This window comes from Posidoniimonas polymericola, assembly GCF_007859935.1.
In the GTDB taxonomy this organism is placed as follows: Bacteria; Planctomycetota; Planctomycetia; order Pirellulales; family Lacipirellulaceae; genus Posidoniimonas; species Posidoniimonas polymericola.
Genome location: NZ_SJPO01000003.1, coordinates 202,520 through 227,220 on the forward strand (window position 1 = coordinate 202,520; position 24,701 = coordinate 227,220).

General features: G+C 67.6%; 23 protein-coding genes and 1 pseudogene. 12 read left to right on the forward strand and 12 right to left on the reverse strand.

Annotated features, from left to right (window positions below):
- Window positions 1-152 precede the first annotated feature (152 nt).
- Window positions 153-1,376, reverse strand: coding sequence for a methionine adenosyltransferase (metK, locus tag Pla123a_RS07540; protein ID WP_146585490.1), 1,224 nt, complete (start codon window positions 1,374-1,376; stop codon window positions 153-155).
- 244 nt (window positions 1,377-1,620) lie between these two features.
- Here metK and Pla123a_RS07545 point away from each other — a divergent pair, with 244 nt between their 5' ends.
- The 6 genes from Pla123a_RS07545 (at window position 1,621) to Pla123a_RS07570 (ending at window position 8,304) form a co-directional block, all read left to right on the forward strand.
- On the forward strand, window positions 1,621-3,033 hold the full coding sequence (locus Pla123a_RS07545; RefSeq protein WP_146585492.1) for a UTP--glucose-1-phosphate uridylyltransferase: 1,413 nt from the start codon (window positions 1,621-1,623) through the stop codon (window positions 3,031-3,033).
- Window positions 3,034-3,040: 7 nt separating this feature from the next.
- Entirely contained in the window at window positions 3,041-3,589 is a 549-nt protein-coding gene (gene cyaB, locus Pla123a_RS07550) for a class IV adenylate cyclase (RefSeq protein ID WP_146585494.1), read from the forward strand.
- 123 nt (window positions 3,590-3,712) lie between these two features.
- Entirely contained in the window at window positions 3,713-5,068 is a 1,356-nt protein-coding gene (locus tag Pla123a_RS07555; protein WP_146585496.1) for an MFS transporter, read from the forward strand.
- Window positions 5,069-5,206: 138 nt separating this feature from the next.
- A complete protein-coding gene (gene lpxB / locus Pla123a_RS07560; protein WP_146585498.1) occupies window positions 5,207-6,412 on the forward strand; it encodes a lipid-A-disaccharide synthase in 1,206 nt (401 codons plus the stop codon).
- A gap of 137 nt (window positions 6,413-6,549) precedes the next feature.
- Window positions 6,550-7,281, forward strand: a complete 732-nt coding sequence (locus Pla123a_RS07565; protein ID WP_146585500.1) for a M50 family metallopeptidase — start codon at window positions 6,550-6,552, stop codon at window positions 7,279-7,281.
- A 744-nt stretch (window positions 7,282-8,025) separates the two neighbouring features.
- Window positions 8,026-8,304: a hypothetical protein gene (locus Pla123a_RS07570; protein WP_146585502.1), complete on the forward strand. Its 279-nt coding sequence runs from the start codon at window positions 8,026-8,028 to the stop codon at window positions 8,302-8,304.
- Between the two features lie 265 nt (window positions 8,305-8,569).
- Here the strand turns inward: Pla123a_RS07570 and Pla123a_RS07580 are convergent, their stop codons facing one another.
- From Pla123a_RS07580 to Pla123a_RS07595, 4 genes are all read right to left on the reverse strand, one after another.
- Window positions 8,570-9,643 carry an Mrp/NBP35 family ATP-binding protein gene (locus tag Pla123a_RS07580; protein ID WP_146585504.1) on the reverse strand — a complete coding sequence of 358 codons (1,074 nt, stop codon included), beginning with the start codon at window positions 9,641-9,643 and terminating at the stop codon, window positions 8,570-8,572.
- 44 nt (window positions 9,644-9,687) lie between these two features.
- Entirely contained in the window at window positions 9,688-10,185 is a 498-nt protein-coding gene (locus Pla123a_RS07585; RefSeq protein ID WP_146585506.1) for a hypothetical protein, read from the reverse strand.
- A complete protein-coding gene (locus tag Pla123a_RS07590; RefSeq protein ID WP_146585509.1) occupies window positions 10,178-11,533 on the reverse strand; it encodes a helix-turn-helix domain-containing protein in 1,356 nt (451 codons plus the stop codon). Before Pla123a_RS07590 ends, Pla123a_RS07585 begins: the two co-directional genes overlap by 8 nt.
- 162 nt (window positions 11,534-11,695) lie before the next feature.
- Window positions 11,696-12,019, reverse strand: a complete 324-nt coding sequence (locus tag Pla123a_RS07595) for a calmodulin-binding protein (protein WP_146585510.1) — start codon at window positions 12,017-12,019, stop codon at window positions 11,696-11,698.
- 302 nt (window positions 12,020-12,321) lie between these two features.
- On the opposite strand from Pla123a_RS07595, the gene Pla123a_RS07600 reads away from it, so the two are divergent.
- Entirely contained in the window at window positions 12,322-13,209 is an 888-nt protein-coding gene (locus Pla123a_RS07600; protein WP_146585512.1) for a ChaN family lipoprotein, read from the forward strand.
- A gap of 208 nt (window positions 13,210-13,417) precedes the next feature.
- Here Pla123a_RS07600 and Pla123a_RS25255 read toward each other — a convergent pair.
- The 4 genes and pseudogenes from Pla123a_RS25255 to Pla123a_RS07620 form a co-directional block, all read right to left on the reverse strand.
- Window positions 13,418-13,486: pseudogene (locus Pla123a_RS25255) on the reverse strand (zinc ribbon domain-containing protein); the annotation flags it as partial.
- 9 nt (window positions 13,487-13,495) lie between these two features.
- Entirely contained in the window at window positions 13,496-14,092 is a 597-nt protein-coding gene (locus Pla123a_RS07610; protein ID WP_146585514.1) for an HAD family hydrolase, read from the reverse strand.
- Between the two features lie 95 nt (window positions 14,093-14,187).
- Window positions 14,188-14,970 (reverse strand): MBL fold metallo-hydrolase, encoded by a 783-nt coding sequence (locus tag Pla123a_RS07615; protein ID WP_146585516.1) that lies wholly within the window; start codon window positions 14,968-14,970, stop codon window positions 14,188-14,190.
- Between the two features lie 72 nt (window positions 14,971-15,042).
- Complete coding sequence (locus Pla123a_RS07620; RefSeq protein WP_146585518.1) at window positions 15,043-15,948, reverse strand: SDR family oxidoreductase; 906 nt, start codon at window positions 15,946-15,948, stop codon at window positions 15,043-15,045.
- 319 nt (window positions 15,949-16,267) lie between these two features.
- Here Pla123a_RS07620 and Pla123a_RS07625 point away from each other — a divergent pair, with 319 nt between their 5' ends.
- Together Pla123a_RS07625 and Pla123a_RS07630 are read left to right on the forward strand one after the other, a co-directional pair.
- The gene (locus tag Pla123a_RS07625) at window positions 16,268-16,873 is read left to right on the forward strand and encodes a DsrE/DsrF/DrsH-like family protein (RefSeq protein WP_146585520.1); all 606 of its coding nucleotides are present in this window, start codon (window positions 16,268-16,270) and stop codon (window positions 16,871-16,873) included.
- A 57-nt stretch (window positions 16,874-16,930) separates the two neighbouring features.
- Entirely contained in the window at window positions 16,931-19,708 is a 2,778-nt protein-coding gene (locus Pla123a_RS07630) for a sensor domain-containing protein (protein WP_146585521.1), read from the forward strand.
- Between the two features lie 98 nt (window positions 19,709-19,806).
- Here Pla123a_RS07630 and Pla123a_RS07635 read toward each other — a convergent pair whose 3' ends face one another.
- Window positions 19,807-20,196 carry a DsrE family protein gene (locus tag Pla123a_RS07635; protein WP_146585523.1) on the reverse strand — a complete coding sequence of 130 codons (390 nt, stop codon included), beginning with the start codon at window positions 20,194-20,196 and terminating at the stop codon, window positions 19,807-19,809.
- Between the two features lie 40 nt (window positions 20,197-20,236).
- On the reverse strand, window positions 20,237-20,461 hold the full coding sequence (locus tag Pla123a_RS07640; protein WP_146585525.1) for a sulfurtransferase TusA family protein: 225 nt from the start codon (window positions 20,459-20,461) through the stop codon (window positions 20,237-20,239).
- Between the two features lie 270 nt (window positions 20,462-20,731).
- Between Pla123a_RS07640 and Pla123a_RS07645 the strand changes: the two genes are divergently transcribed.
- The 3 genes from Pla123a_RS07645 to Pla123a_RS07655 all read left to right on the forward strand — a co-directional run bounded on the left by Pla123a_RS07645 (window position 20,732) and on the right by Pla123a_RS07655 (window position 22,966).
- The gene (locus tag Pla123a_RS07645) at window positions 20,732-21,187 is read left to right on the forward strand and encodes an ATP-dependent zinc protease family protein (protein WP_231956357.1); all 456 of its coding nucleotides are present in this window, start codon (window positions 20,732-20,734) and stop codon (window positions 21,185-21,187) included.
- A gap of 54 nt (window positions 21,188-21,241) precedes the next feature.
- Window positions 21,242-22,471 carry a RimK family alpha-L-glutamate ligase gene (locus Pla123a_RS07650; RefSeq protein WP_146585527.1) on the forward strand — a complete coding sequence of 410 codons (1,230 nt, stop codon included), beginning with the start codon at window positions 21,242-21,244 and terminating at the stop codon, window positions 22,469-22,471.
- 75 nt (window positions 22,472-22,546) lie between these two features.
- A complete protein-coding gene (locus Pla123a_RS07655) occupies window positions 22,547-22,966 on the forward strand; it encodes a VOC family protein (protein WP_261342751.1) in 420 nt (139 codons plus the stop codon).
- Between the two features lie 7 nt (window positions 22,967-22,973).
- Here the strand turns inward: Pla123a_RS07655 and Pla123a_RS07660 are convergent, their stop codons facing one another.
- On the reverse strand, window positions 22,974-24,587 hold the full coding sequence (locus Pla123a_RS07660; protein ID WP_146585531.1) for an N-acyl-D-amino-acid deacylase family protein: 1,614 nt from the start codon (window positions 24,585-24,587) through the stop codon (window positions 22,974-22,976).
- Between the last annotated feature and the right edge of the window lie 114 nt (window positions 24,588-24,701).

Sequence of the window (24,701 nt, forward strand, 5' to 3'; positions counted from 1 at the left end):
TTCACCACAAAGGGCACGAAGTACACAAAGGCGAGTCGTCGCAGAAATGGCAGAGCACTCATCGACGTTACCGTTCTGGTCGCTGGTCAATAAAGAAGGGCACGAAACCAGCGGCTTCGTGCCCTTTGTGTCTTTGTGGTTCGCAACTTCGGTTAGCTGTTGACCGTAGCGGCTTCGGCGGCCTTGGCGAGGGCCTCGGCCTTGTCGGTCTTCTCCCAGCTGAACTCGCCGTTGGGGCCGGGCTCGCGGCCGAAGTGGCCGTGGGCGGCGGTCGCCGACATCACGGGCTTGGTCAGGCCGAGCTCCTTGATCAGGCCACGCGGGGTGAGCGAGAAGTTGTTGCGGACCAGGTCGACCAGGGTCGACTCGTCGACCTTGCCGGTGCCGAACGTGTTGACGTTGACGCTCACCGGCTCGGCGACGCCGATCGCGTAGGCGAGCTGCACCTCGACCTCGTCTGCCAGGCCGGCGGCGACCAGGTTCTTGGCGATGTAGCGGGCCATGTAGGCGGCCGAGCGGTCGACCTTCGAGGGGTCCTTGCCGCTGAACGCGCCGCCGCCGTGGCGGCCGCGGCCGCCGTACGTGTCGACGATAATCTTGCGGCCGGTCAGGCCGGTGTCGCCGTGCGGGCCGCCGATCACGAACTTGCCGGTCGGGTTGATGTGGTAGGTGATGTCGCCGCTGACGAACTCGGCCGGCAGGCAGGGCTTGATCGCCTTCTCGATGATCTCCTTCTTCGCCTCTTCGGTGATCTTCGTGCCGCACGGGGCGAGGATGCTCTCGTCGTGCTGCGTGCTGACGACCACCGTGTCGATGCGGATCGGCTTGTTGTCCCGGCCGTACTCGACCGTCACCTGGCTCTTGGAGTCGGGGCGCAGGTACGACAGCTCGCCCGACTGGCGGAGCGCGGCCAGCTTCTCGACGATGCGGTGCGAGACGTGGATCGGCAGCGGCATGAGCACGTCGGTCTCGTTGCACGCGTAGCCGAACATCAGGCCCTGGTCGCCCGCGCCCTGCTCGCCCTCGACGTCCGACGCCTTGTCGACGCCCTGGGCGATGTCGGCGGACTGCTCGTGGATGGCGTTCAGCACGCCGCAGTCGTGGCTGAAGCCGATCGACGGGTCGGTGTAGCCGATCCGCTTGATGGTCTCACGCACGACCCGCTGCACGTCGACGTAGTGGCTGGTGCGGACCTCGCCGGCGACCACCACCTGGCCCGTGGTGCAGAGGGTCTCGACCGCGACACGGGCGTTGGCCGGGTCGGGGTCGTTGGCGAGGATGTCGTCGACGATCGCGTCGGAGATCTGGTCGGACACTTTGTCCGGGTGGCCCATGCTGACGGATTCACTGGTGAACAGGTAGTTGCCGGATGCCACGAGAGGTCTCCTGGGGAACGTGCCGGGGGGCGCCCGCTAGGTTAGAGGATTGGGCTCGCAATCCCGCAGTATAAGAGCACGCGGGGGCTCCTACAATGGCTGGGGCACAATGGCCCGGCAGGCAGGGATTTCGACCATTTAAACGCCGCCCGGACCGGGGTGAGCGAGGCGCCGGGGGGCTGGTATGCTGGGGGCTCACGCACGCGACCCTTGCGATCCCACCCGAACCTCCCGCTGCACTCCCATGGCCGACCTCGAAACCCTGCGGGCGAAGCTCGCCCCGTTTGACCAGCAACACGTCCTCCGCTTCTGGGACGAGCTCTCCAACGAGGGCCGCGAGCGGCTGGCAGCCCAGCTCGAGGACGTCGACCCCGAGCTCATCGCCCAGGTCCACGGCGGCGACGCCGAGCAGCCCGATTGGGCCGCCCTCGCCAAGCAGGCGGTCCCGCCCCCCGCGATGCGTCTGTCCGACCGCCAGCAAGGCAAGTCGGGCGGCCTGGGCGTGACGCCCGACCAGGCACAGCAGCGTGGCCGCCAGGCGCTCGACGCCGGGGAGGTCGGGGTGCTGCTGGTCGCCGGCGGGCAGGGGAGCCGGCTCGGCTTCGACCACCCGAAGGGGATGTACCCAATCGGGCCGATCTCCGACGCCACGCTGCTGCAGATCCACTTGGAGAAGGCGGTCGCCCTCGCCAAGCGGCACGGCGTCAGCGTGCCGGTGTACCTGATGACCAGCCCGGTCACGCACGACGAGCAGGTGGCGTTCCTCAAGGAGCACGACAACTTCGGCCTGGCGGATGACGACCTGGTCGTGTTCTGCCAGGGGACCATGCCGGCCATCGACGCGCAGACCGGCAAGCTGCTGATGGCCGCCAAGGACTCGTTGTTCCTCAGCCCGGACGGGCACGGCGGCACGGTCGCCGCCTTGGCCAAGAGCGGCGCCATCGACCACATGAACCGCCGCGGCGTGAAGCACCTGTTCTACCTGCAGGTCGACAACCCGATCGTGCCAATCGGCGACGCGGAGCTGATCGGCTACCACCTGCTGGCCGAGTCGGAGCTGACCAGCATGGCGGTCGCCAAGGAGACGCCGGGGGAGAAGCTCGGCAACTTCGCGATGATCGACGACCGCATGACCATCATCGAGTACTCCGACATGCCCGACGACGTGGCCGAGCTGGCCGACGCGTCGGGCGGGCTCAAGTTCTGGGCCGGCAGCATCGCGGTGCACGTGTTCGGCGTGGCGTTCCTCGAGCGGATGCTTGGCATGAAGGACTCGCTGCCGCTGCACATCGCGCACAAAAAGGTGCCGCACGTGGACGCGTCGGGAGAGCTGGTCGAGCCGACCGAGAACAACGCGCTGAAGCTCGAGAAGTTCATCTTCGACCTGCTCCCCAAGGCGAACAACCCGATCGTCGTGGAGTACGCCGAGGACGAGGTGTTCGCGCCGCTGAAGAACGCGCCCGGCGCGCCCAAGGACACCGAGGAGTACGTGCAGCGGTTCATGATGGCCCAGCACCGCGGCTGGCTGGCGGCCGCCGGCGTCGACGTGCCGGCCGACGCCCCGGTCGAGATCAGCCCGCTGTGGGGGCTCGACGCCGAGGGGGTGAAAGTCAAGGCCGACGGCGTGAAGATCGATGGTCCGACCTACCTGCGGTGAGCAAGCGATGCAGCTCGAAGTCGAACAAAAGTTTCACGCCCCGGACCTCGAAGCCGTGCGCGGCCGTGTTGTCGAGTTGGGCGGCGCGCCGCTCAAGACCGTCGAGCAACGCGACACCTACTTCCGGCACCCGTCGCGAGATTTCGCGCAAACGGGCGAGGCGCTGCGGATCCGGCGAACCGGTGACCAGGCCGTGGTGACCTACAAGGGCGCGAAGCTCGACCGTGAGGTGAAGACCCGCCCCGAGCTCGAGTTCCCGCTTTTCGACGGGGGCGACCCGCAGCAGGAGCTGTTCGGGCTGCTCGGGTTTGTGCAGGTCGCCGATGTGGCCAAGCACCGCGAAGCTTACCAACTGACACGCGGCGGCCTACAACTAGAGGTCGCCCTGGATACGGTCGCCGATGTCGGAACGTTCGCCGAGGTTGAGGCGATCGCCGAGCAGGACGCGGTCGCCGCCGCGCAGGCGGCGGTCCAGCAGCTTGCGGCCGACCTCGGGCTGACCGACCTCGAGCCGCGTAGCTACCTGCGGATGTACCTGGAAGGTCGGGACGCGTAACGAGCCGCGGTGTTGTAGAGCCTTCGTGCGAGGCGTCTCCGACGGCGAGGCGTCACCGCCAGGCGTCGGGGTCGGAGACCCCTCCCACAGCGTTTGATCCCTCCCACCTTCGACTCCCGCCCCATGTCCCGCCTGGCCGACGAACTCCCGCTCAACGAACAGCCGTACGAGCCGTTCGACCAGTCGGAAGACGCCGCGGCCGACCCGCCCTCGCACCGCGAGCTCTACGAAGCCCGCAACTTCTTCTGGTTGATGCTGCACCAGGTGCTGCTGCGGATCGGATGGATCTTCAAGACCGAGAGCATCGTGATGCCGATGTTCCTCAGCATGATCGGCGGCAGCTCGCTGATGATCGGCCTGTTGCCGGTGCTCAACCGACTGGGGTTCAGCGTGCCGCCGCTGCTGTACGCGCAGCCGCTCAAGCTGTCGCCGCTGAAGCAGCGGATGGTGGCGAGGTCGTCGCTGCTGATGGCGGCGCCGTTCGCCGTGCTCTCGGCGGTGTGGTTCTCCGGCGCGTGGCAGACCACGGGCGGATCCGCCGCGTGGTGGATGCCGTGGTTGTTCCTGGCGGTTTACGGCTGGTTCTTTTGCCTAACGGGCGTCAACCAGCTCGGCATGCACGCGCTGCACGGCAAGCTGATCCGCGCCGACCTGCGGGGGCGGCTGTACACGGCCGCCGTGATCGTCGGCGCGCCGGTGGCGGTCGTCAGCGCGTGGCTGCTGCTGCCGGGCTGGCTCAAGCTGCCCGACGGCGGCTTCGGTTGGATCTTCGGCTTCACCGCGTTGGCGTTCCTGGCGTCGGGCAGCATGCTGCTGTTCACCAGGGAGGCGCCCGACCGGCTGACCGAGCCCCCCACCAAGCCGCTGCAGAAGTTTGTCGACGCCTGGCGCGTGGTGCGTGATGACCCGCGGGCGCGGCCGGTGGCGATCCTCTCCGGGCTGGTGTGCTTCAACTTCATGCTGTTCCCGCACTACCAGTCGCTCTACCCGAGGCGGCCGGGCGGCACGGTGGTCGACTACCTAGGTGAGATCATGCTGTGGGTCTGCGTGCAGAACGCGGCGACCGCGGTGGTCAGCCTGGTCGCGGGGCCGCTGGCCGACTGGATGGGAAACCGCGCCGCGCTGCGGTGCTCGACGCTCGGACTGGCGAGCGGGCCGCTGATCGCGCTGCTGCTGGCCCAGGCGTCGCCGGAGGCGGCCCGCGAGCAATTCTACCTGGTGTTCATGCCGCTCGGGTTCATGCCGGTTACCATCAAGCTGCTGATGAACTACACGCTCGAGGCCGCGCCCGACGACGATCACCCGCAGTACGTCGCGGCGATCGGGATGTGCATCGCCATGCCGGTGATCGTCGGCGCGCCGGTGGTGGGCTACCTGGTGGGCCGGTTCGGCGCCGCGCCGGTGTTCATCGGCGGGCTAGCAGTGCTGCTGCTCGCGTTCCTGCAGAGCCTGCGGCTGCCAGAGCCACGGCACGGGTAGGCGCTAGATGCGAGGCGCAGCGCGCTGGAAAAAGGTCGACACGGCGCGCCACCCAACTGCCATTCCGCCGCGCCGGAGATTCTGGGATACTCCCCGCCCGCTGTAGATTGCCCAGCCCTCCGCGACTCTCAACCACGCATGAACATCTTCTTCTCCGTTGGCGAGCCCTCGGGCGACCTGCACGGCGCGAACCTGATCCGCGAGCTCAAGCAGCGGCGGCCCGATTGGAAGATGGTCGGCTACGGCGGTCCACGGATGCAGCAGGCGGGCTGCGAGTTGCACACCGACCTGACGCAGTTTGCCGTGATGTGGCTGCTGCAGGTAATCCTCAACTACCACAAGTTCCGCGCGCTGGTGAAGCGGGCCGAGCGGTACTTTGCCGAACAAAGCCCCGACGCGGTCGTGCTGATTGATTACCCGGGCTTCAACTGGCACATCGCCAAGGCGGCCAAGAAGCACGGTGTGCCGGTCTTCTACTACGGGGCTCCCCAGCTGTGGGGCTGGGCCGGCTGGCGGGTCAAGAAGATGCGCCGCTGGGTCGACCACGTGCTGGTGAAGCTGCCGTTCGAGGAGCCGTGGTATCGCGACCGCGGCTGCAACGCGACCTACCTCGGCCACCCCTACTTTGACGAGCTGCGCGCGCAACAACTCGACCAAGATTTTGTGAGGAAGCGGCGGGCCTCCGGTCCGCTGGTAACGATCCTGCCGGGCTCCCGAACCCAAGAGGTACGCTCCAACCTGGCGGCTCAGCTCCAGGCGGCCGAGAAGGTCAGGCAGTCCACCCCCGGGGTGCGGTTTGCGGTCGCGGTGTTCAAGCAGTCGCAGGTCGCGTTGGTCGAGACCGAGTTGGCCAAGTCGGGCGTTGAGGCCGAGGTGCACGTCGGCCGCACGCCCGAGCTGATCCACGCCGCGACCTGCTGCCTGGCGGTGTCGGGCTCGGTGTCGCTGGAGCTGCTGTTCCACACCAAGCCGACCGCGATCGTGTACCAGGTGTCGCCGCTGGCGTTCTTCGTGCAGAAGTTCTTCCGCCGCGTGCGCTACATCACGCTGGTCAACCTGCTGACGGCCGACGAGCTGTTCCCCGCGGAGGTTGGCGTGTACGACCCCGAGGACCCGCGCGACGCGCACGTCCTGATGCCAGAGTACCTGACCTGCCAGGACCCGACCGACAAGCTGGCCCGCCACCTCACGCACTGGCTCACCGACGACGACGCGCGGGACGCGCTGGTGGCCCGCATGGCGGTGCTCAAGGAGCAGATCGGCCGGGGCGGGGCCTCGGTCCGTGCGGCGGAGTACGTCGTTAACACGCTCGACCCCTCCGGCGGCCTGCGCGAGGCGGCCTAGTACGTCTTTCCTATCACTGGTTCCGGCGCGACACCGTCGTGTGCGGACCAACCGGCCTGGGTTCAGGAGCGTTGTTTGCGCCACGGGCGCTAGCCGTCGCGCTACGACTGCCCGCGTGCATCGGCTATCATCGTGCCATGATCCTCGCCGAACCAAGCCCCACGCCCGCCGACCTCCACTTCCGCCTGTTTGGCTTCCCGGTGAGGGTGCACCCGTTCTTCTGGCTGATCTGCCTGCTGCTGAGCGGCGGCGGCGAGCCACGCTCGGTGCTGATCTGGATCGTCGCGGTGTTTGCCTCGATCGTCGTGCACGAACTGGGGCACGCGTTTGCTCAGCGACACTACGGCGGCCGGTCGCGGATTGTGCTGTACGGCATGGGAGGGCTGGCGATCGGCGAAGGGGTGCGCGACACGCCGTGGCGGCAGGTGCTGATTTCGCTGGCCGGCCCGTTCGCCGGCTTCCTGCTCGCGACCCTGCTGTATCTGCTGCTGGTAGCGACCGGCGTGCCCGCCGAGGTGCGGTTCACCCCCCTGCCTCGGGTGGTGGTGGCGCAGATCGACAGCCTGTTTGCTAACGAGCTGCTACGCAATCTGTTCTACATCAACATCATGTGGGGCATCCTCAACCTGGCGCCGATCTACCCGCTGGACGGGGGGCGGGTATCGCGCGAGCTGTTCACGATGTGGCTGCCCCCGCACCGCGGGGTGATCGCTTCGCTGTGGGTTTCGGTGCTCTGTGCGGTCGCGCTGGGCGGCTACCTGTTTACGTTGGGCGGCGGCCTGTGGTCGTTGCTCCTCTTCGGCATGCTCGCCTACAACAACTACCAGATGCTGCAGGCCTACCAGTCGTCGCGCGGCGGTCGATGGTAACGCGTCGCGCGGCGTGTCAGCGCGCTGCGTTGCGCAGTCAAAGTGGAACACGGCGATCGTTCTGGCTAACTTTAGCCTAAAATTTCCAAAAATTTTTTGGGCTCGTTTCGCGCGTTCAAAACGGCTCTGTGTAGCGCGCTCGCAAGCCTCGCTACGCGTCGTGGTTGGTTGTCTCGCAACGCGAACGATTGCCACGCCCGCGCGCCGTGGACGACGGTCGCGCGTCGTTGAAGGGTCGGTGCGCGCGAGAAGCGCTGTCGTGCGTTGCGGTGGAAACGAGCTGGAATTGCCGGTGTTTTTTGCACGCCGTCGCTTGCGAGAGTCTTTCCCAGGGCATCGTCGCGGCCGGTTGCGCTAGGTTGCTTCACAGCCGATCCGCGACGCGGCTGGTTTGGCTTGCGCGTCACGCGCTGTGTCGGGCAGCGTAGCGCAACAAGGCGCGCGGCGGGTCGTTGTGTCGCGTTCGCGTTGGCCTTGGTCGCGCCGCGCACGGCATTTTTTCGATCAAAACATGTTGCACAATAAGAAGTAATTCGTACAACTACCGGCAGTACGTTGCCGAGGTTTGTCAAGGACAACTGCACAACAAGTAAACGACAACGAAGTCTGCTGCTTGGCTGTGTGTCGATGAACCCTGGTGGATCGCCCTGGATGGGTCGATCCCTTTGTCAAGGACGGCCGCCGCCGCACGAGTACTTGCGACGTGGCGGTGGGGCGTCTTGTCTCTTTTAAGGAGGAGTTGCTGTGGCCAAGAAGAAGAAGAAGGTCGCCAAGAAGAAGGCGGCGCCGAAGAAGAAGAAGGTAGCCAAGAAGAAGACGGCCAAGAAGAAGGTCGCCAAGAAGAAGACCAAGAAGAAGGTCGCCAAGAAGAAGAAGGCTAAGAAGAAGGTAGCCAAGAAGAAGAAGGCTAAGAAGAAGGTAGCCAAGAAGAAGACGGCCAAGAAGAAGGTCGCCAAGAAGAAGGCCAAGAAGAAGGTCGCTAAGAAGAAGACCAAGAAGAAGACGGCCAAGAAGAAGAAGTAAGGCCGCGGCGTTGTCCCGAACGCCACGCGCCCTTCCTGATTGGCCCTTCGCCAGTTTGGTCGCTGAAACAACGAAAAAAGGCCGGTCCCGCCCTGCGGCGCCGGCCTTTATTCGTGCGCCCCCTATCGGTGGGCCCTCTGATGGTGGGCCCTCTGATGGTGGGCCCTCTGTTGGTGGGCCCTCTGTTGGTGGGCCCTCTGTTGGTGGGGTGGGCGTCGCCAGCCGCGCAGCGCGGCCAAGCAGGCCACCAGCCAACTGCACCGGCCTACAGCACGGGCAGCGACGGCATCGCCGGGGCCTGCTCGTGCTGACGCGCGATGTTGCGGACCATCTGCCGGGCGATCTGCTCGAAGCCCTGCGCCGTTTCCTGGTCGGTCAGGTTGCCGGCGGTCTGGCCGTCGTCGCCGCGCTGGCGGATGCCGATGTTGATCGGCAGCTCGCCGAGGAACGGGACCGACAGCTCCTCGGCCTTGGCCCGCGCGCCGCCCGTGCCGAAGATGTCGTACCGCTTGTTGTTGTCGGGGCAGAGGAAGTAGCTCATGTTCTCGACAATCCCCAGGAGCGGGATCTTCACCTTGCGGAACATGGCGATCGCCTTGACCGCGTCCAAGAGCGCGACCTCCTGCGGCGTGCAGACCACCACCGCGCCGGTCAGCGGCAGCAGCTGCGAGAGCGTCAACGCGATGTCGCCGGTGCCCGGGGGCATGTCGATCACTAGGTAGTCGAGGTCGCCCCAGTCGGTGTCCTTGAGGAACTGCGTGATCGCGCCGTGCAGCATCGGTCCACGCCACACGACCGCCTCTTCTTTGGGGACCAGGAAGCCCATGCTCATCACCCGCAGCCCGTCCTTCTCGACCGGCTGCAGCCGCTTGTCGATGGCGGTGGGGCGGTCGTCGGTTCCCAGCAGGTGCGGCACGCTCGGACCGTAGACGTCGGCGTCCATCAGGCCGACCTTCGAGCCCGCCTTGCTGAGCGCCAGGGCGATTGAGGTCGAGACCGTGCTCTTGCCGACGCCCCCCTTGCCGGAGCCGACCGCGATCACGTTCTTGGCCCGCAGCCCGATCTGGCCGATCGGCTCGGCCGGGCGGTCGTGCTCGACCGCCTCGACCTGGATGTCGGTCCCGGCCGGCAGCCGCTCGGCGAGGAAGTCGCGGCAGTGCTGGGTCACCTCGTCGCGGAGGATCGCGGCCCAACTAGTCAGGCCGAGCTTCACGGCGACCTTGCCATCGGCGGCTTGGACATCGTGGAGTTGTTCGAGCTGCGTGACGCTGCGGCCCGTTTCGGGGTCCTTGAAGTCGGCAAGCAGGTTGCGGACAGAATCGCTCGAGAGGTCAGGCATCGTGGGCAGGGCAGGGTGGGTGGGGGAAACCGTGGTCGATCTGGTCACCCTACCGGCCACGGTTCCGCTTGCCAAGGCAGCCGCCGCCAGACGCGCTCGGTTGGCCACATATGGTCGGAAGCAGACAGGCGCCGCTCGAGGTCGCGGGACGCCAGGTCGAGCGAACGCCGGACCGCCGACAGCAGCGGGGCGAGCCGGCGGGGGGAGTCGACCGTCAGGCAGGCTCCGGCCTCGAGGGCGGCCAGGCCCAGGTCGTCGCGGGCGAGTGGGTCGGCGATGCTGGTTGCGGAGATCAACGCCGCGGCCGCAAGGTTCGGCCGCCGGCGTAGGTCCTGGAGCTGACGCAGCGCGGCCAGGGCGTTGTCGCGTCGGAGCTCGATCGCCACAAACACCGCCGCGTGCGCGGCAATGTCGTTGACGGGCAGCGGCGATACCCGGCGGACCAGCGGCCGCGGGCCGGGCTCCCTGCGGAGCCGCGCGGCGACCGCGGCGGTCCACCGCTCGCCCTGCTCGTCGATCAGCAGCCAGCTTGGGTCAGTCACCGCTGTCTCCCGGTTGCTTTTTGTCCGGGTCGTGCAGGCCGAGGCTCTCGAGCCGCCGGTAGAACCGCTGACGGGTCAGGCCCAGCAGCCGGGCCGCCTCGGCGCGGTTTCCGGACGCCTTGGCGAGGGCCCGCTCGACGAGCTCGCGTTCGATCCGGCCGAGGAACTCATCGAGGTCGATCTCGACGCGTGGGTCGCCGCTCAGGCCGGCGGCCAACGCCGCGTGCCGCACAACAGTCGGCAGGTGATCGGCGGTGATCTCGGCGGCCGTGGCGTCTTGGCTCAGGCACTTGGCGTGGGCAGAGGCGACTGCCTCGGCTAGCTGCCCGGCGCCGTGGGGCCAGTCGTACATCGCCAGCAGGTCAAGCGTCTCGGTGGCGACCCGGCCGACGCGGGCGCCGGACGCGGCGTTGGCGCGTTCGACGTAGAACTGCGCGAGCATCGGCAGGTCGGAGATCCGGTCGGCGAGCGGCGGGCACTCGATCACCACCGCCCCGACCAGTGGCAGCAGCGTAGCTTCGAGCGCCGCGGGCCGGGCGGAGAGGGTCGCGAGCAGCCGCTTCGGCCTGGCGGCGAGCAGCCGCGTCGCGAGCAGCTGCTGGGTGGGCGGGTCGGCGGCGTCGGCCTGCAGCAGCACAACGGTGCTGGACGACAGCTGCTCGCGGTGTTGGTCGAGCACCGCGGCGGCGGATTCGCTGTCGAGCCGCGCGCAGTCGATCGGCAGCAACCGGATCTGGGTGTCGTGCGCGCCGTGGTGGATCGCCCTGGCGATGGCGGCGGCGTCGGCGCCGCAGGCCGACACCACCGACGCGCCGACCGGGGTGCGGCTCGCGAGGTCGAACTGCGTCCGCATCAGCCGCGCGGCGGGGCTGTCGCCGAGCAGGATCGCGGTGGCGTCGGCCTCGGCGACGCCGCGTCGGAAGCGGCGGATGTCGCGGTGCAGCTCGTCCTCGCTCGGCTCGTTGGTAATCGACGCCGCGAGCTGCTGCGGCGTGAGGTCGAACTCCTCCAGCACGCCGACGACGGCCCGCTGCGTGGCCTCGCCCGCCAGCGAGAAGAACCGCGCCCGGCGGTGACGCAGGCGACCGTGCTGCCCCATGACCGACAGCGTCCCCTCGGACGCCGTTTGCTGGAACGCGGCGGGCGGCGGGCAGAGCCCGGTCAGCGGCCCCGACCCGTCCACCGGGCCCGGCTCGCTGTGGTACGCCACCCGGCGGCCGACGACCGACGCCTCGGGCAGGCAGACCCACTCGCACAATGCGGCGTTCGCGTACGCCACAACGCCACCGGCGCCCACCGCGTAGGCGGGCGTGGCGGACGAGTCGAACAGATGCCGTAGGTCTTGCATCGCGCTGGGGCGGGTTGGGGGCGGAGACCAGCAGCGCCGGCCGTCCCCGATTGTAACCAGCCGCCGCGGCCTCCGCCCGCGGGCGGCGGCCGTTACGCAAACAGCCCCGGCCTTGCTGCAAGGCCGGGGCTTTGTGGTGTGCGTTCGCGTTTCAACCCTGGATCAAAAGACGTCCAGGTTGAAGTGGGCGCCCTGGTGGTAGCGGCGGGCGCTCGGGTAGTAGTTGTGCCAGCGGCGGTTGTACACCGGGATCCGCATCTCCGGCGGGTAGCGGTGGTACAGGCTGTCCGCGCTGCGGTAGTACTCGCTGCCCCAGTAGTTCTGGGGGTAGTACACGTACGGGTAGTGGTAGAAGCGTTCCCAGTCGGTGGTGCTGGCAGTTCCGCCCCATGCGCGACCATAGGCCTGTTGGGCCTCGGCGCGCTCAGAAGCCACGCCCGCCAGCACCGCCGCGACGAACGCGGCTGCTAAGATCCTGCGGATCATCAGAAATTCCCCCCTCGACAAATGATTCACCTGGACGCGGCGCGCGGCCTTGGCTGTGAGAAAGCATCGACCGCCCGGGCAATTGGAATTGAGGGAAAATCCGGCACAACCGCTACAATCGACGGGGCCGGGCGCTGATGGCCGATCAAAGAGGTCCGCTCACGCGTCCGTTGTGTTTCGAGGATTGCTAGCTCGCATTGGGCGTTGGGACGGGCAGGCTTAGAATCGGACCGTGTCAGACCGTGTCGATCCCGTCCGCGGAGGTAAGTGTGTTTGGTGCGAAGCCCCGATTGGTGTTGTTCATGCCTGCCGTGTTGACCGCCGCGGTGGCTGCGTGCTCGCACGCCACCGAGCGTGCTGCGATCGACTTTCCGATGGCGGGTTCCATCCGCGGGAGCCAGTCGCTGTTCGCCGGTCAGCGCGCCGTGGTGCTGGTGGGTGAGATCCACGGCACGGTCGAGATCCCGCTGCTGACGGCGGTGCTGCTGCGCACGGCCTCGGCCGAGCGGGCGGCAGTTCTCTGTGTAGAGGCGCCCACCGACGAACAAGTCCGCCTGGACGAGTTCCTCGCGAGCGATGGCGGCGAGTCGTCGGTGCGGGCGTTGCTGGCAGGTCGGCACTGGACGAGCCAGGACGGTCGCGCCGGAAGGGGCCACTTCGGGCTGCTAGAGCTTTCCCGGCGGCTGATTGCCGACGGACGGGAGATCACGGTAGCCGCGATCGACATCCCCGCCAATCGAATCGAGCAACTGTTGGCAGAACAGCCGACGCCGCCCCGCGTGCTTGAATTCGCCAGGCAGCGCGACCGCGTCATGGCCCAAAATGTTGCGGCCGCTGCAGAGCGGAACCCCCACGCAAACATCCTGGTGCTGGCGGGGAGCGTTCACACCAACCTGCAGAAAGGCGTCCCGTGGGACGAAGAGTACGAGCCGATGGGATCGCTGCTTCACCACAATAAGCCTGGGCTCGTGAGCCTTGCGGCAGAAACTTCGGGCGGCGCCGCGTGGGTGAGCACCGAACAAGGGACCGGTCCTACTGCGATTTCAGGCGGGGACCGAGGGGAGGAGCCGTTCGTGGAGCTGTCGCCCGGTGCTCAGCCGGATCGTAGCGGGCTTCTCTACACCGGGCCGGTAACCGCTGCGTCGCCGATGCGCGGCAATGCGAATGCTGCAGAGCCGGGCAAGCGGTGACGGCCCGCGCAGTGGTCGGTTTGGCTCTGACTGCCCGCCCTCTTGATCGCTGCGCCGGCAATGGACCGAGGCCGACTAACGGAAGGCCGGTTCCCGCGTGAGCAGGCTCAACGTTGCGGGTTCATTCGCCGCGCAGTCAGGAATAAAAGAGATCGAACCCATTGCCCAGGGTCGAGCTGCTGGCGCGGTAGATCTCGGTGGCGCTGCACTAGACGCAGATGACCGTGCTGAACGTCCTGTTCTGCACGTCGAAGGTCTTCGCGAGTTGGCCGCCCGTGGCGGCGCCTCAGACCGAGCTGCTGCCCCACTGCGGCTCGCGGACGTCCACCGCCGGCATGCCGGCGCGGCGGGCCGCCTCGAGGCCGAGCTCCGAGTCCTCGAACACCAGGCACGTGTCGGCCGGCACGCCGAGCCGCCGGGCGGCCTCGAGGAACACGTCGGGCTCCGGCTTGTGCTTCTCGGTGTCCTCGGCCGTGACGATCGCGTCGAACCAGTCGGCCAGGCCGATGTGCTGAAGCTGCTTGTCGATCACCCAGCGGAAGCCCCCGCTGGCGACCGCGATCTTGCGTTGGCCCTTCTGCTGCTTGGCGACCGCGACAACGGTCTCGAGCGGCGGCACCTTGGGCAGCAGCTCGACAAAGTTGGTTTCCTTCTCATGAGCCACCTCGTCGGCGTCGAGCTGCTTGCCGTTCTCGGCGCCGATCTCCGCGACGATCTTGTCGCTCGGCATGCCGCCCATCGCGTAGAAACGCTCCTCGGTGAACTCGATCCCGTGCGCATCGAACGCCTGCTTCCACGACAGGTAGTGCACCGGCATCGAGTCGGTCAGCGTGCCGTCGCAGTCGAAGATGATGCCGAGGATGTCGTCGGAGATTTCGTACATGGGGAGGGGAGGGCGTGGGGTGAGGGAGGGGAGGGCAATTAAGCGTCACGGCTCCGTCGCCTAAAGAGGGCGGAGTCATCGTTGCTCTGCCTATCCTACTCCGGATTCTTCCCCGCGGAGAGCTCCCGCTCCCACACGTCCATCAGCGGCCAGTCGACGGCGCAGGTGCCGAAGTCGGCCATGTGCAGATAGCCCTCGAGCCGGGCGATGGTCTTGTCGATCAGCGCGTTCTCTTTGCGGAACACCGGCCCGTGGCTCGGCAGCAGCCACTTCACATCGCTGTCGCGGATGCGGGTGAGCGAAGAAATGAACGACGGGATGCTGCTGCCGTGGTGGGCGTCGATCGCGCCGACGCAGCCGTCGCGGAACAGGTTGTCGCCGGAGAACAAGAGATCGCCCATCCGGAACGAGAGCTGCCCGTCGGTGTGGCCGGGCGTGTGCCAGACCTCGAGCTCTAGCCCGCCTACCTTGATGGTGTCGCCGTCCTTGACCTGGTTCTCGCACTTGACCGGAGGCATCGCCAGGTCGATGCCCTGGGCGTCGATCTTGGCGAAGGTCGAGATGACGTCGCCGATTTCGAGCTTGGACGCCGCCACCGGGTGGCAGGTGACGGTGGTCTTGAGCAGCTGCTTGGCCTTTGAGAGCCCCTGGATGTGGTCGACGTCCGCGTGCGAGGCGATCAGCGTCGCGCACCGCGAGAACGGGAAGTCCAGCTGCCGGATCAGCTCGATGCAGTCATCAACGGCGTCCTCGTACCCGATGTCGATCAGGGTCCACGCCTGGTCGTCGTAGATCAGGTAAACGCTGCAGGTGATGCGCTGCCGAGCCTGGTGGTTCAGCTCGATGACGTTGGGAAATAGGGGCGTACGCTGGAGCATCCGTGGTCGTGATTCGCGTGAGAGCAGGCCGGAAAGAAGCGGCGGTCGGTCCGCCGTGGGCAGCCTACACTTCTAACCGTTGGGTGAACGATTGCCAAGGACGCTGGCTAAGCCTTCTCGGTAACTCGGGTAGGCGAGCTCGATTTTGAGCCGCTCACGCAGGCGTCGATTGGAGATCCGCTTGTCGGCCGCCGCCCGGGCGGCGCGGGGAGAATCGGCCGCTGGGGCGACGAATGCCGGGGGATCGGCGCCAATCTGCCGCGCGACCTCGCCGTAGTAGTCGGCGCGGAGGACCGGTGCGCCGTCAGAAACGCAGTATAGTTGCGACCCATTCTCAACGCCGATTTCGGCGGTCGCTGCTGGCACCGCGGCGGCTCGTTGCACAACCGAGGCCGCGTCGTCGACGTGGATCAGGTTGAGCCATCCGCTGGAGGGCGCCTCGATCGGCTCGCCCGCCTCGAGTTGCTTGAGGAAGGGCACGCGGTCGGGGCCGTAGATGCCCGCCAGACGCAGCACCACGCCGCGCGCTGCGAACGGGCTCTCGGCCAGCACCCGCTCGGCGGCGAGCGACGCACGGCCGCCGTCGCGGAGCGGGTTCGGCGGCGTCTGCTCGTCGACCCAGTCGCCGCTGGCCGGGCCGTACACGCCGGTTGTGCTGATGTAGATCACACGCCGGGTACCAGCCGGCAGCGCGGCGAGGACGTTGCGCAGGCCCTCGGCGTAGACCTCGTGGATCGAAGGCTCGGCCGAGCGGTCGTAGCCGACCGCGTACAGCAGCGTGTCGACCGGCGACTCGCGCACCGCCGTCAGCGTGTTGGGTTGCGTGACGTCGGCGATCAGGGGAGTGAACCCCTGCTGCGCAAACCGCTCGCCGCGCCCTGCGTCGCGCGTCACTACCGCGACGCTGTCCCCCGCGTCTCGCCACAAGCGGGCCACCCGCTGTCCCAAGTAGCCGCATCCAAAGATCAATCGGTCCATGACCGAGATTCTAGTCGGTCTGAAGCCGTTGAGGAGCTGGTCTAGGTGAAACCAGCAACGGCGCCGTGCGACGGAGCTCCGTCTGCATCACAGCGCATGCGGCATGCCGGGCAGGTGTCACAGCCGCGCTATTCAGCCCCCCCATCACAACCCGCCGGGTACTTGCCGACCGACCCACACGGCCGCAGCGTTCGGAAAACCTAACGGCTCGTGGGTGGGCTACGGTTTTAGGTCTAGGGAGACGGACGCCACCAGGATGGGGGAGGCCGCATCTGCGGGTCGTTCGTGCATCGCGAGTTGCATCCAAGAGAGAGAATCGATGGCGATCGACGCCCCAACCGCGTCCGCAGTTGACGCCCCCGCGGACCCCGCGTCTGGCGGCTCGCTGCAGGCAATCGAGGCGCGGCTGGAGCACTTGGAGCGGCTGGTCGCGTCGAGCAGGGTCGACCCGAACCGGATGAACCTGCTGGTGTTCGAGGCCCACCGCGACCGTCTGCTGGCCGCCTTTGTGATGGCGACCGGTGCCGCCGCCTGCGGCATGGAGGTCTCGATGTTCTTCACGTTCTGGGGGACCGCCGCGCTCAAGAAGGGGGGGCCCCAGTTCGGCAAGAAGTCAATCGTCGAACGCGCCTTCGGCTGGATGCTGCCGGGATCGGCCGGCGCCACCAAGCTCTCCAAAATGGACATGTGCGGCATCGGCAGGGCGTTGATGAGCCGGGAGATGAAGCGCAAGAACATCGCGGACCTCGGCGAGTTGATCCAGACCGCTGCAGAACTGGGCGTGAAGATCCGCGTCTGCGAGATGTCGATGCAGCTGATGGGCATCCGCCGCGAGGAGCTGATCGACTACCCGAATATTGAGTTCTGCGGCGTGGCAAGCTTCGTCGACGAGGCCGCCGCCGCCAACACCACCCTGTTCATCTAGCGACGCCAAGCCGCCGCCGGCCCCGCGCAACCACGGGAGCCCTGGCCTAGCCGGTCCATGACGAGCGACAATCCCAAATCCGCCGCCGACGCTGAACCAGACGCGGTGCCGCGCGCGCCCGCCGACGCCGGCGTCGACCCGCTGCTCGACCGCATCGACGGGCTGCTGCGTGACGTCCTGGCCGAGGAAGCCCCGCCAGCCGGCCCGCTTCCGCAGGGCCGCGACGCCCTAGCCGGGCTGCTGGCCGAGCTGCGTGACGCGTTGGTCGAGCGGGACCACACAATCGAGAAAATGGCCGCGAGGTCGGAGTCGCTGATGCGCGCCCAGGCCGACGCGCTGGTCCGCTCCGCCGAGACCATCGACGAGCTCGAGACTACCAAGCAGCGGCTGGCCGACGCGAGACTCGTCGCGGAGCGGGCAGCGGAGGACAACTACCGCCTGGCCGCGACGGTCTTCGAAAACACCAACGACGGCGTGCTCGTGTTCTCCGAGCAGCGTTGCATCGCCTGCAACGAGAACGCCGTTCGGCTGCTGGGCGGTGCGCGGGAGGACATCATCGACGCCTGGCCGGCGGCGTTCGAAGTCGCCCTGTGCAGCGGCGGGGAGGACGGGTCCGCCTCGTTACGCGACGCCTTCGAATGCCTTACGGCCGACAAGCCGGTGGTCGTCGAGGCGCTGTTCCCCGGCGGCGCAGGCGGTGAGTTCTGGGCCGAGGTGACACTCGGCGCGTTCGGCATCGACAACCGCCAGCAGTCGGTGGTTGTCGTGCGAGACATCACCACCCGCAAGCAATTTGAGAACGAGCTGCAGCGGCGCCGCGACTTCCTCCGCAATATCCTCAACGCGGTCCCCGACCAGCTCGCGGTGACCCGGGACGACCAGACGCTCGTGCTCGCCAACAACGCGTTCTGCGAGTTTGTCGGCCAGGACCGCGCCGACGTCATTGGCAGGAAGATCACGGACGTGCTGGGCCCGCAGTCCTGCCAGGGTTTCCGCGATTGTGACGAGCAGGCGCTCGAGGCGGGCGAGTTCAGCTGCGAGCACGACCGCACCCTGCCCAACGGTGAACGCGCTGTCCTGTCGGTCAAGCGGTCGGTGTTCGGCGACGAGCAGGGCGACCGGTACATCGTCTCAACGTCGCGCGACATCACCGAGGATCGGCTCCGCGAGGAACGCCTGCGGCTGCTCGCGAGCGTCTTCAATGGCGCGTCGGAGGGAGTCGCGATCCTGACCACCGAGGGGGCAATCTGCGAGGCCAACCCGGCCTTCCTCACGATGACCGGCGCCACCCCACGCGACGTGGCGGGCGGGATGCTGGGTCAGCTGCTCAACTTCGCCGCCGGCGACGCCGCTGGCGTTCTCCGCGACGTGGCCCTCGGGCGATCCTGGTCCGGCAAGGCCTGCGCCAGCCACCCCACGCACGGCGACCGCCAGGTGTGGGTGTCGCTGAGCCCGTCGCTCGAGTCGAAGCAACGCTTCATCGCCCTGGTGTCGGACATCACCGAGCTCGAAGAGGCCCAGGAGATGCTCCGCTCGCAGGCCCGCAGCGACATCCTCACCGGCCTGCCCAACCGCCGCTGGTTCCGCGACCACCTGCAGCAGCTGCTGGACGACCCCGCGGACCCAGAGCAGAGCGTCACGGTCTGCTTCCTGGACCTCGACAACTTCAAGCACGTCAACGACACCTCCGGACACGCCGCCGGCGACATGCTGCTCCGCGGGGTCGGCGAACGGATCCAACGGATGATGGGCCCGGACGCGTTCCTGTCCCGCTTCGGCGGCGACGAGTTCGCCATGATCCTCACCGAACCACGCCACCAGCCGCCGCGGCTGCTCGACACGCTCAAAGAGCTGCTCAACGAGTTCCGCCGCCCGTTCCACCTCGAGGGGACCGAGGCGACCGTCGGACTCAGCATTGGTCTGGTGAGCAGCGTGAAGGGAAAGGGCGAGGTCGGCGATATGATGCGGCAGGCGGACATCGCGATGTACGCCGCCAAGTCGGCCGGCAAGAACGGCGTGCGGGTGTTCTCCCCCGAGATGGAAGACGGCGTCAACACCCGGCACCAGGTGCAGACCCGATTACGTCAGGCGCTACGCGGCGGCGAGATCACACTCTGCTTCCAGCCCAAGGTGTGCGCCGCGACACGCAAGCCAATTGGCTGCGAGGCGCTGGCCCGCTGGCGGACGCCCGAGGGCAAGCTGATCCCGCCCAGCGAGTTTGTGCCGATCGCCGAGCAGACCGGTCTGATCGTTCCGTTTGGCGAGCTGGTGTTCCGCACCGCGGCCGAGCAGGCCCGCGACTGGGCCGCGTGCGGCCGCGAGCCCTCGGTGGCGGTGAACGTCTCGCCCCACCAGCTGCGGCACCCCGGCTTCGTGAGCTCGTTGCAGGACGTGCTGGCAGAGACCAGCGCCCGTGCCGAATGGTTCGAGCTCGAGATCACCGAGTGCGCGATGATGGAGGACGTCGACCACGCGGTCGAGGTCATCGACTCGCTGGCGGCACTCGGGTTCAACGTCGCGGTCGACGACTTCGGCACCGGCTACTCGTCGCTGAGCTACCTGAAGCACTTCCGCCTGCACACGCTGAAGATCGACCTCACCTTCATCCGCGACGTCACCACCGACTGGCAGTCGCAGGCGGTGGTCCGTTCGGTGGTGTCGCTCGGCGCCGGCCTGGGGCTGAACGTCGTGGCCGAGGGGGTCGAAACCGCCGAGCAGGCCGAGCTGTTGTCGGAGATCGGCTGCACGACCCTGCAGGGCTACTACTTCGGCAAGCCAATGACCGCCGACGACTACGTGGACTGGCTTGACGCTCAGGCCAGGACGTCGGTCTGACAGCCCGTTGAGATTGCCGTTGGGCCGCGAGGCGCCGTGATCACGCCCTAGCTCGGCGAGTGTGGAGGGCTGCCGGGGCGGGGCGTTGATCGGGCTCGCTAGAATGTCACCATGGTGCCGTCGGTCGCCAGATCGATCACGGTGGTGAAGCCGCCGTCTTCGGCCTCCGATAAGACTTCCGCTGCGGGCGGGGCGTCGGGGCCGCCGGTGATGCACGTGTTCCGGCAGACCGAGCACATGATCAGTCGCCCGCCTGCGGCCAGGTAGTTGTCGATGAGCTCCGTCAGCGGCGGGAACCCCTGTACCGCGATGCCCTGGGCGCTGCCGCTGTAACCCCACACCGCGCCGTCGCTGGTAAGGAACACCACAGCGTTGTGCCCGACAGCGGTGGCGGCCAGCCCGCAGGAGAAGGCGAGAGTCGCGTTCTTGCCGTTGTCCGACTTGCCGACTGTCAGGATGACCACCACGTTGTGCGCGTCTTGCGGCATAGGTATCGGCGCCGTGAGTCTAGTGGCAAGTGGCGAGTGGCTAGACGAGGGTGATGACCGCCCGCTGCAGCTCTTCTTCTTCGGTGAACTGGTCGACGGTGTGTCCGGTGCGTCGGGCCCAGGCCTCGAGGTCGGGACGGAACGCAAGGTCGGTGGCGGTGACCTCGATCCTCTTGCCGGGGCCCAGGCCGCGGGCCGCCTTCGTCAGCTCGACGATCGGCATCGGGCAGTTCAGCCCTTGGCAATCCAGTTGCAGGTCTACCATGGGGCTGTCGCTCCGGCCGGATAGGAAGGGCGCCGGCCCGCTTGGGGACGCGGCTTCTCACGCAGCTTATCGGCGTCGTGGTGCACTCGGCGCCAGCGACTCGCGGTGAACCCTGTGCCCGGCGCGCTGCGCGGGGCCGGGCGTAGCGGTCAGGCAAGAGGGGGCCGCCCGGCACGCGGTCGCGGGCGCCTTACGAATAATCGCGTGGCGGCCTACAATCAAAAGCATCCCTGCATTGTTCGGATCTTACCTATTCGGATTGAGCACGCGTTGCCACGGAAGAAGAAAACACGCGAACTCGCTGTGGTCGGTTGGCGGGAGTGGGTCCGACTCGACCTGCTTGGTGTCCAGGCGATCAAGGCCAAGGTCGACACCGGCGCCAGGACGTCGTCGCTGCACGCGTTCCGGGTCAAGACCTTCGAGAAGGACGGCGCTCCGCACGTCCGCTTCCAAGTACACCCGGAGCAACGCAAGACCAAGCCGACGGTCGAGTGCGAGTGGCCGGTCCACGAGTTCCGCAAGGTGCGGAGCTCTTCGGGCCACGAGGCGCTGCGACCGGTGATCCTGACGGAAATCGTCGTGGCCGGCCAGGCCTTTGAGATCGAGCTGACGCTCGCCAACCGCGACCAGATGGGCTTCCGCATGCTGCTTGGCCGCGAGGCCCTGCGAGACCGATTCGTCGTGGACTCGGGGCGCTCCTACGTGGGCGGACCCCGGAACAAGTGAGCCGGCTCGCCGCCTCGCCCCCGCCCCTCACGCAACTCAACCAGTGTTGATTCTATGAAACTTGGCATCCTTTCCCGCAACCGCAACTGCTACAGCACCCGCCGGCTCCGCGAGGCCGCGGTGAGCCGCGGTCACGACGTGAAGGTGCTCGACACGCTGAAGTTCTCGATCGACCTGGAACAGGGCGAGCCCGACCTGTTCTTCCGCTCCAAGCAGCTCAGCCACTACGACGCCGTGCTCCCGCGGATCGGGGCCTCGATCACCTACTTCGGCACCGCGTTGGTGCGGCAGTTCGAGCAGATGGACGTCTTCTCCGCCAACTCGTCGGCCGGCATCACCGCCTCGCGAGACAAGCTGCGGACGATGCAGGTGCTCAGCCGCCATCAGCTCGGCATGCCGGCCACCACGTTCGTACGCGACCGCAAGGACATCCTGCCGGCAATCGAACGCATCGGCGGCGCCCCGGTGGTGATCAAGCTGCTCGAGGGGACGCAGGGCGTCGGCGTGATCTTGGCCGAGAGCGTCAAGGTCGCCGAGGCCATCATCGAGACCCTGCAGTCCACGCAGCAGAACGTGCTGGTGCAGAAATTCGTCAAAGAAAGCAAGGGCAAGGACATCCGCGCGTTCGTCGTCGGCGACCGCGTGATCGGCGCGATGCGTCGCGTCGCCCAGGGTACCGAGTTCCGCAGCAACGTCCACCGCGGCGGCAAGACCGAGCCGGTCGACCTCGACGAGAACTTCTGCGAGACCGCCGTCCGCGCCGCTCAGATCCTCGGCCTCCGGATCGCCGGCGTCGATATGCTGGAGTCGACCAGCGGGCCGCAGATCATGGAGGTCAACTCCTCGCCCGGCCTGGAGGGGATCGAGCTCTGCACGCAGCTCGACATCGCTGGTGCGATCGTTGACTACATCGCCGCCCAGGTCGACTTCCGCGAGATCGACCTCCGCCAGCGGCTGACCGTTAGCCGCGGGTACGGCGTCTCGGAGATCCACGTGCCGGAGGGCTCCGAGTTCGTTGGCAAGTCGATCGACGAGTCCGGCTTGCCCGAACGCGACATCAACGTGCTGACGCTCTACCGCGGCACCACCGTGATCCCGAACCCGCGGCTCAAGCGGACCCTCGAGCCGGGCGACCGGATGCTCTGCTTTGGCAAGCTCGAGCAGATGCGGTCGATGATCCCCGATCGGGTCCGCAAGAAGCGGCGCCCCAAGGTTGGCGAGCTGCCCGAGACCGAGGTCGTGCACGATGCCGAGCAGCGCGCGGCCGAGTCGGCCGGCGAGTAGCTTTGGCCACGATCAAAATCAGCCCAGAACGGGCCAGCGAAACTCGACGATAGGATCAACCAGGCATACGCCTACCTGCGTGTCCGTGGAGCCGCCGAGGCGATCGACTTCTACGGCCGAGCATTCGGCGCGGTTGAGAGTTTCCGACTGTCGGAGCCTTCGGGCAGGGTCGGTCACGCCGAACTCAGGTTTGGCGATCACACGATCATGCTCTCAGACGAGTACCCAGAGTACGGCGTCCACGGGCCGCAGGCGTTCGGCGGGACCGGCTCGTCGGTGCACCTGCATGTCGACGACGTCGACGCGTTGTCCGCCCAGGCGGTGGCCGCCGGGGCGACCCTGCTCATGGAGCCAGCAGACCAGTTTTACGGCGAGCGGTCGGCCAAGCTGCTTGACCCATTCGGGCACGAGTGGCTGCTGGGATCCCCCATTGAGGACGTGTCGCCCGAGGAGATGCAGCGCCGCTTCGACGAGATGTGCGGCGGCGGACAGTAGCCGACCTTCATTCAGCGGCGGACGGCTTGCGGAGCGTCCGCCCGGCGTCGGTCTTCACGAGCTGGCCGTCGTCGATGGCCAGTTCGCCGTTGACCAGCAGCCACCGCACGCCGGTGGAGTTCTCGGTGGGCGACTCGAAGGTCGCGTGGTCGCGGAACGTCGCGGCGTCCAGCACCACGATGTCGGCCGCCAGCCCCTCCCGCAGGTAGCCCCGGTCCTCCATCCCGAGGATGTCGGCCGGCAGGCCGCTGGCGCTGCGGACCGCCCGGGCTAGCGAGACCACGCCCTCCTCGGCGGCGTAGCGCCCGATCTTCCGCGGGAACGTCCCGAAGCTCCGCGGGTGGGGCTTGGTCCCGTCGGGCACTTTGACGCTGCCGTCCGAGGCGGTCGCGACCCACGGCAGCGACATCACCCAGCGGACGTCGCGCTCGTCCATGCTGAAGCTGACGCCGGCCTCCTCGCCGGCGCGGACTACGTCGATCGCTACGTCTACTGCCGCGCGGCCCTCTTCCTTGGCGATGTCGCGGATCATGCGCCCGACGTACTTCGGCAGGCTAGGGCAGTCGGCGACCATGATGCCGCCGCGGGCCTCGAGCAGGTCCTGCATGATCGGCCGCAGCCGGGCCAGCTGCGCCGGGTCGCCCAGCCGGTCGGTCAGATCCTGGCGGCTCCCCTCGCGTTCCTCGTCGGGCAGCAGCATCGCCGCAACCGAAGTGCTGCTCGCCGCGTAGGGGTACTGGTCGGCCGTGACGGTGAGCCCCTCGTCCTGCGCCCGGGCGATGACCTCGGCCGCGGCCCGGACCTTGCCCCAGTTGCGCCGCTTGCTCGCCTTAAAGTGCGAGACGTGCACCGCCGCGCCCGACAGGCGGCCGATACGCAGCGCCTCCTCGACCGACTCGACCAGCTCGTCCCCCTCGTCGCGGATGTGGCTGGCGTAGATGCCGCCGAACTCGGCGACGACCTCCGCGAGCTTGGCGATCTCCTCGGCATCGGCGTAGGCCGAGGGGACGTACTGCAGGCCGGTGCTCATGCCCCAGGCGCCCGCCTCCATCCCCTGGCGGACGAGCGCCCGCATCCGCTCGACCTCGTCCCCCTCGGCCGGGCGGCGCTTGGCACCTATCACGCTGGACCTCACCGCGCCCTGCGGGACCAGGTGAGCCACGTTGACGCCCGCGGGCCGCTCGTCCAGCTCGTGGTAGTAGGCCGCGACGTCCAGCGCCCCGCCGCCGCAGTTGCCGGTGACCAGCGTAGTGCAGCCCTGGGTCAAGTAGAAGGCAGACTCGCGGGTTTGGTCGGCAAGGATGCGTGGGACGCGGGACGAGTCTTCATCGTCCGACTCGATGGTTTGGTCGCTGTGGTTGTGCAGGTCGATGAACCCGGGAGCAACGACGAGACCCTGGCAGTCGATCGTGTGGCCGATCTTGCCAGGTTCGAAGCGTCCCACTGCGACGATGCGGTCGCCCCGCACTGCGACGTCGCCGACCTCGGGTTCGGCGTCCACGCCCGTGCAGAGCGTGCCCCCCTTGAGCAAGAGGTCGGCGTCGACCGGCTTGGCCAGTGAGTTGCTCGCAGCGGCTCCTACGAGCAGCAGCGCGGCGAGGCGTAGTAGGCGGCTGTCCATCAGATCGACTCCCTGCGGTTGGTTGCTGGTCCTGTCAGCCCAGGATAGCGGAACCGGCGTCGCAAAGGCGCACGCTGCGCGACCCCGTGACGAGGCTGCGCAGAAAAGCGACCC

What these genes read in the sequence shown, in the direction of transcription:
- Pla123a_RS07545 (WP_146585492.1), top strand. Translation starts at nt 1,621, where the DNA reads ATGGCCGACCTCGAAACCCTGCGGGCGAAGCTCGCCCCGTTTGACCAG.
- cyaB (WP_146585494.1), top strand. Translation starts at nt 3,041, where the DNA reads ATGCAGCTCGAAGTCGAACAAAAGTTTCACGCCCCGGACCTCGAAGCC.
- Pla123a_RS07555 (WP_146585496.1), top strand. Translation starts at nt 3,713, where the DNA reads ATGTCCCGCCTGGCCGACGAACTCCCGCTCAACGAACAGCCGTACGAG.
- lpxB (WP_146585498.1), top strand. Translation starts at nt 5,207, where the DNA reads ATGAACATCTTCTTCTCCGTTGGCGAGCCCTCGGGCGACCTGCACGGC.
- Pla123a_RS07565 (WP_146585500.1), top strand. Translation starts at nt 6,550, where the DNA reads ATGATCCTCGCCGAACCAAGCCCCACGCCCGCCGACCTCCACTTCCGC.
- Pla123a_RS07580 (WP_146585504.1), bottom strand. Translation starts at nt 9,643, where the DNA reads ATGCCTGACCTCTCGAGCGATTCTGTCCGCAACCTGCTTGCCGACTTC.
- Pla123a_RS07590 (WP_146585509.1), bottom strand. Translation starts at nt 11,533, where the DNA reads ATGCAAGACCTACGGCATCTGTTCGACTCGTCCGCCACGCCCGCCTAC.
- Pla123a_RS07595 (WP_146585510.1), bottom strand. Translation starts at nt 12,019, where the DNA reads ATGATCCGCAGGATCTTAGCAGCCGCGTTCGTCGCGGCGGTGCTGGCG.
- Pla123a_RS07600 (WP_146585512.1), top strand. Translation starts at nt 12,322, where the DNA reads ATGCCTGCCGTGTTGACCGCCGCGGTGGCTGCGTGCTCGCACGCCACC.
- Pla123a_RS07610 (WP_146585514.1), bottom strand. Translation starts at nt 14,092, where the DNA reads ATGTACGAAATCTCCGACGACATCCTCGGCATCATCTTCGACTGCGAC.
- Pla123a_RS07615 (WP_146585516.1), bottom strand. Translation starts at nt 14,970, where the DNA reads ATGCTCCAGCGTACGCCCCTATTTCCCAACGTCATCGAGCTGAACCAC.
- Pla123a_RS07620 (WP_146585518.1), bottom strand. Translation starts at nt 15,948, where the DNA reads ATGGACCGATTGATCTTTGGATGCGGCTACTTGGGACAGCGGGTGGCC.
- Pla123a_RS07625 (WP_146585520.1), top strand. Translation starts at nt 16,268, where the DNA reads ATGGCGATCGACGCCCCAACCGCGTCCGCAGTTGACGCCCCCGCGGAC.
- Pla123a_RS07630 (WP_146585521.1), top strand. Translation starts at nt 16,931, where the DNA reads ATGACGAGCGACAATCCCAAATCCGCCGCCGACGCTGAACCAGACGCG.
- Pla123a_RS07635 (WP_146585523.1), bottom strand. Translation starts at nt 20,196, where the DNA reads ATGCCGCAAGACGCGCACAACGTGGTGGTCATCCTGACAGTCGGCAAG.
- Pla123a_RS07640 (WP_146585525.1), bottom strand. Translation starts at nt 20,461, where the DNA reads ATGGTAGACCTGCAACTGGATTGCCAAGGGCTGAACTGCCCGATGCCG.
- Pla123a_RS07650 (WP_146585527.1), top strand. Translation starts at nt 21,242, where the DNA reads ATGAAACTTGGCATCCTTTCCCGCAACCGCAACTGCTACAGCACCCGC.
- Pla123a_RS07660 (WP_146585531.1), bottom strand. Translation starts at nt 24,587, where the DNA reads ATGGACAGCCGCCTACTACGCCTCGCCGCGCTGCTGCTCGTAGGAGCC.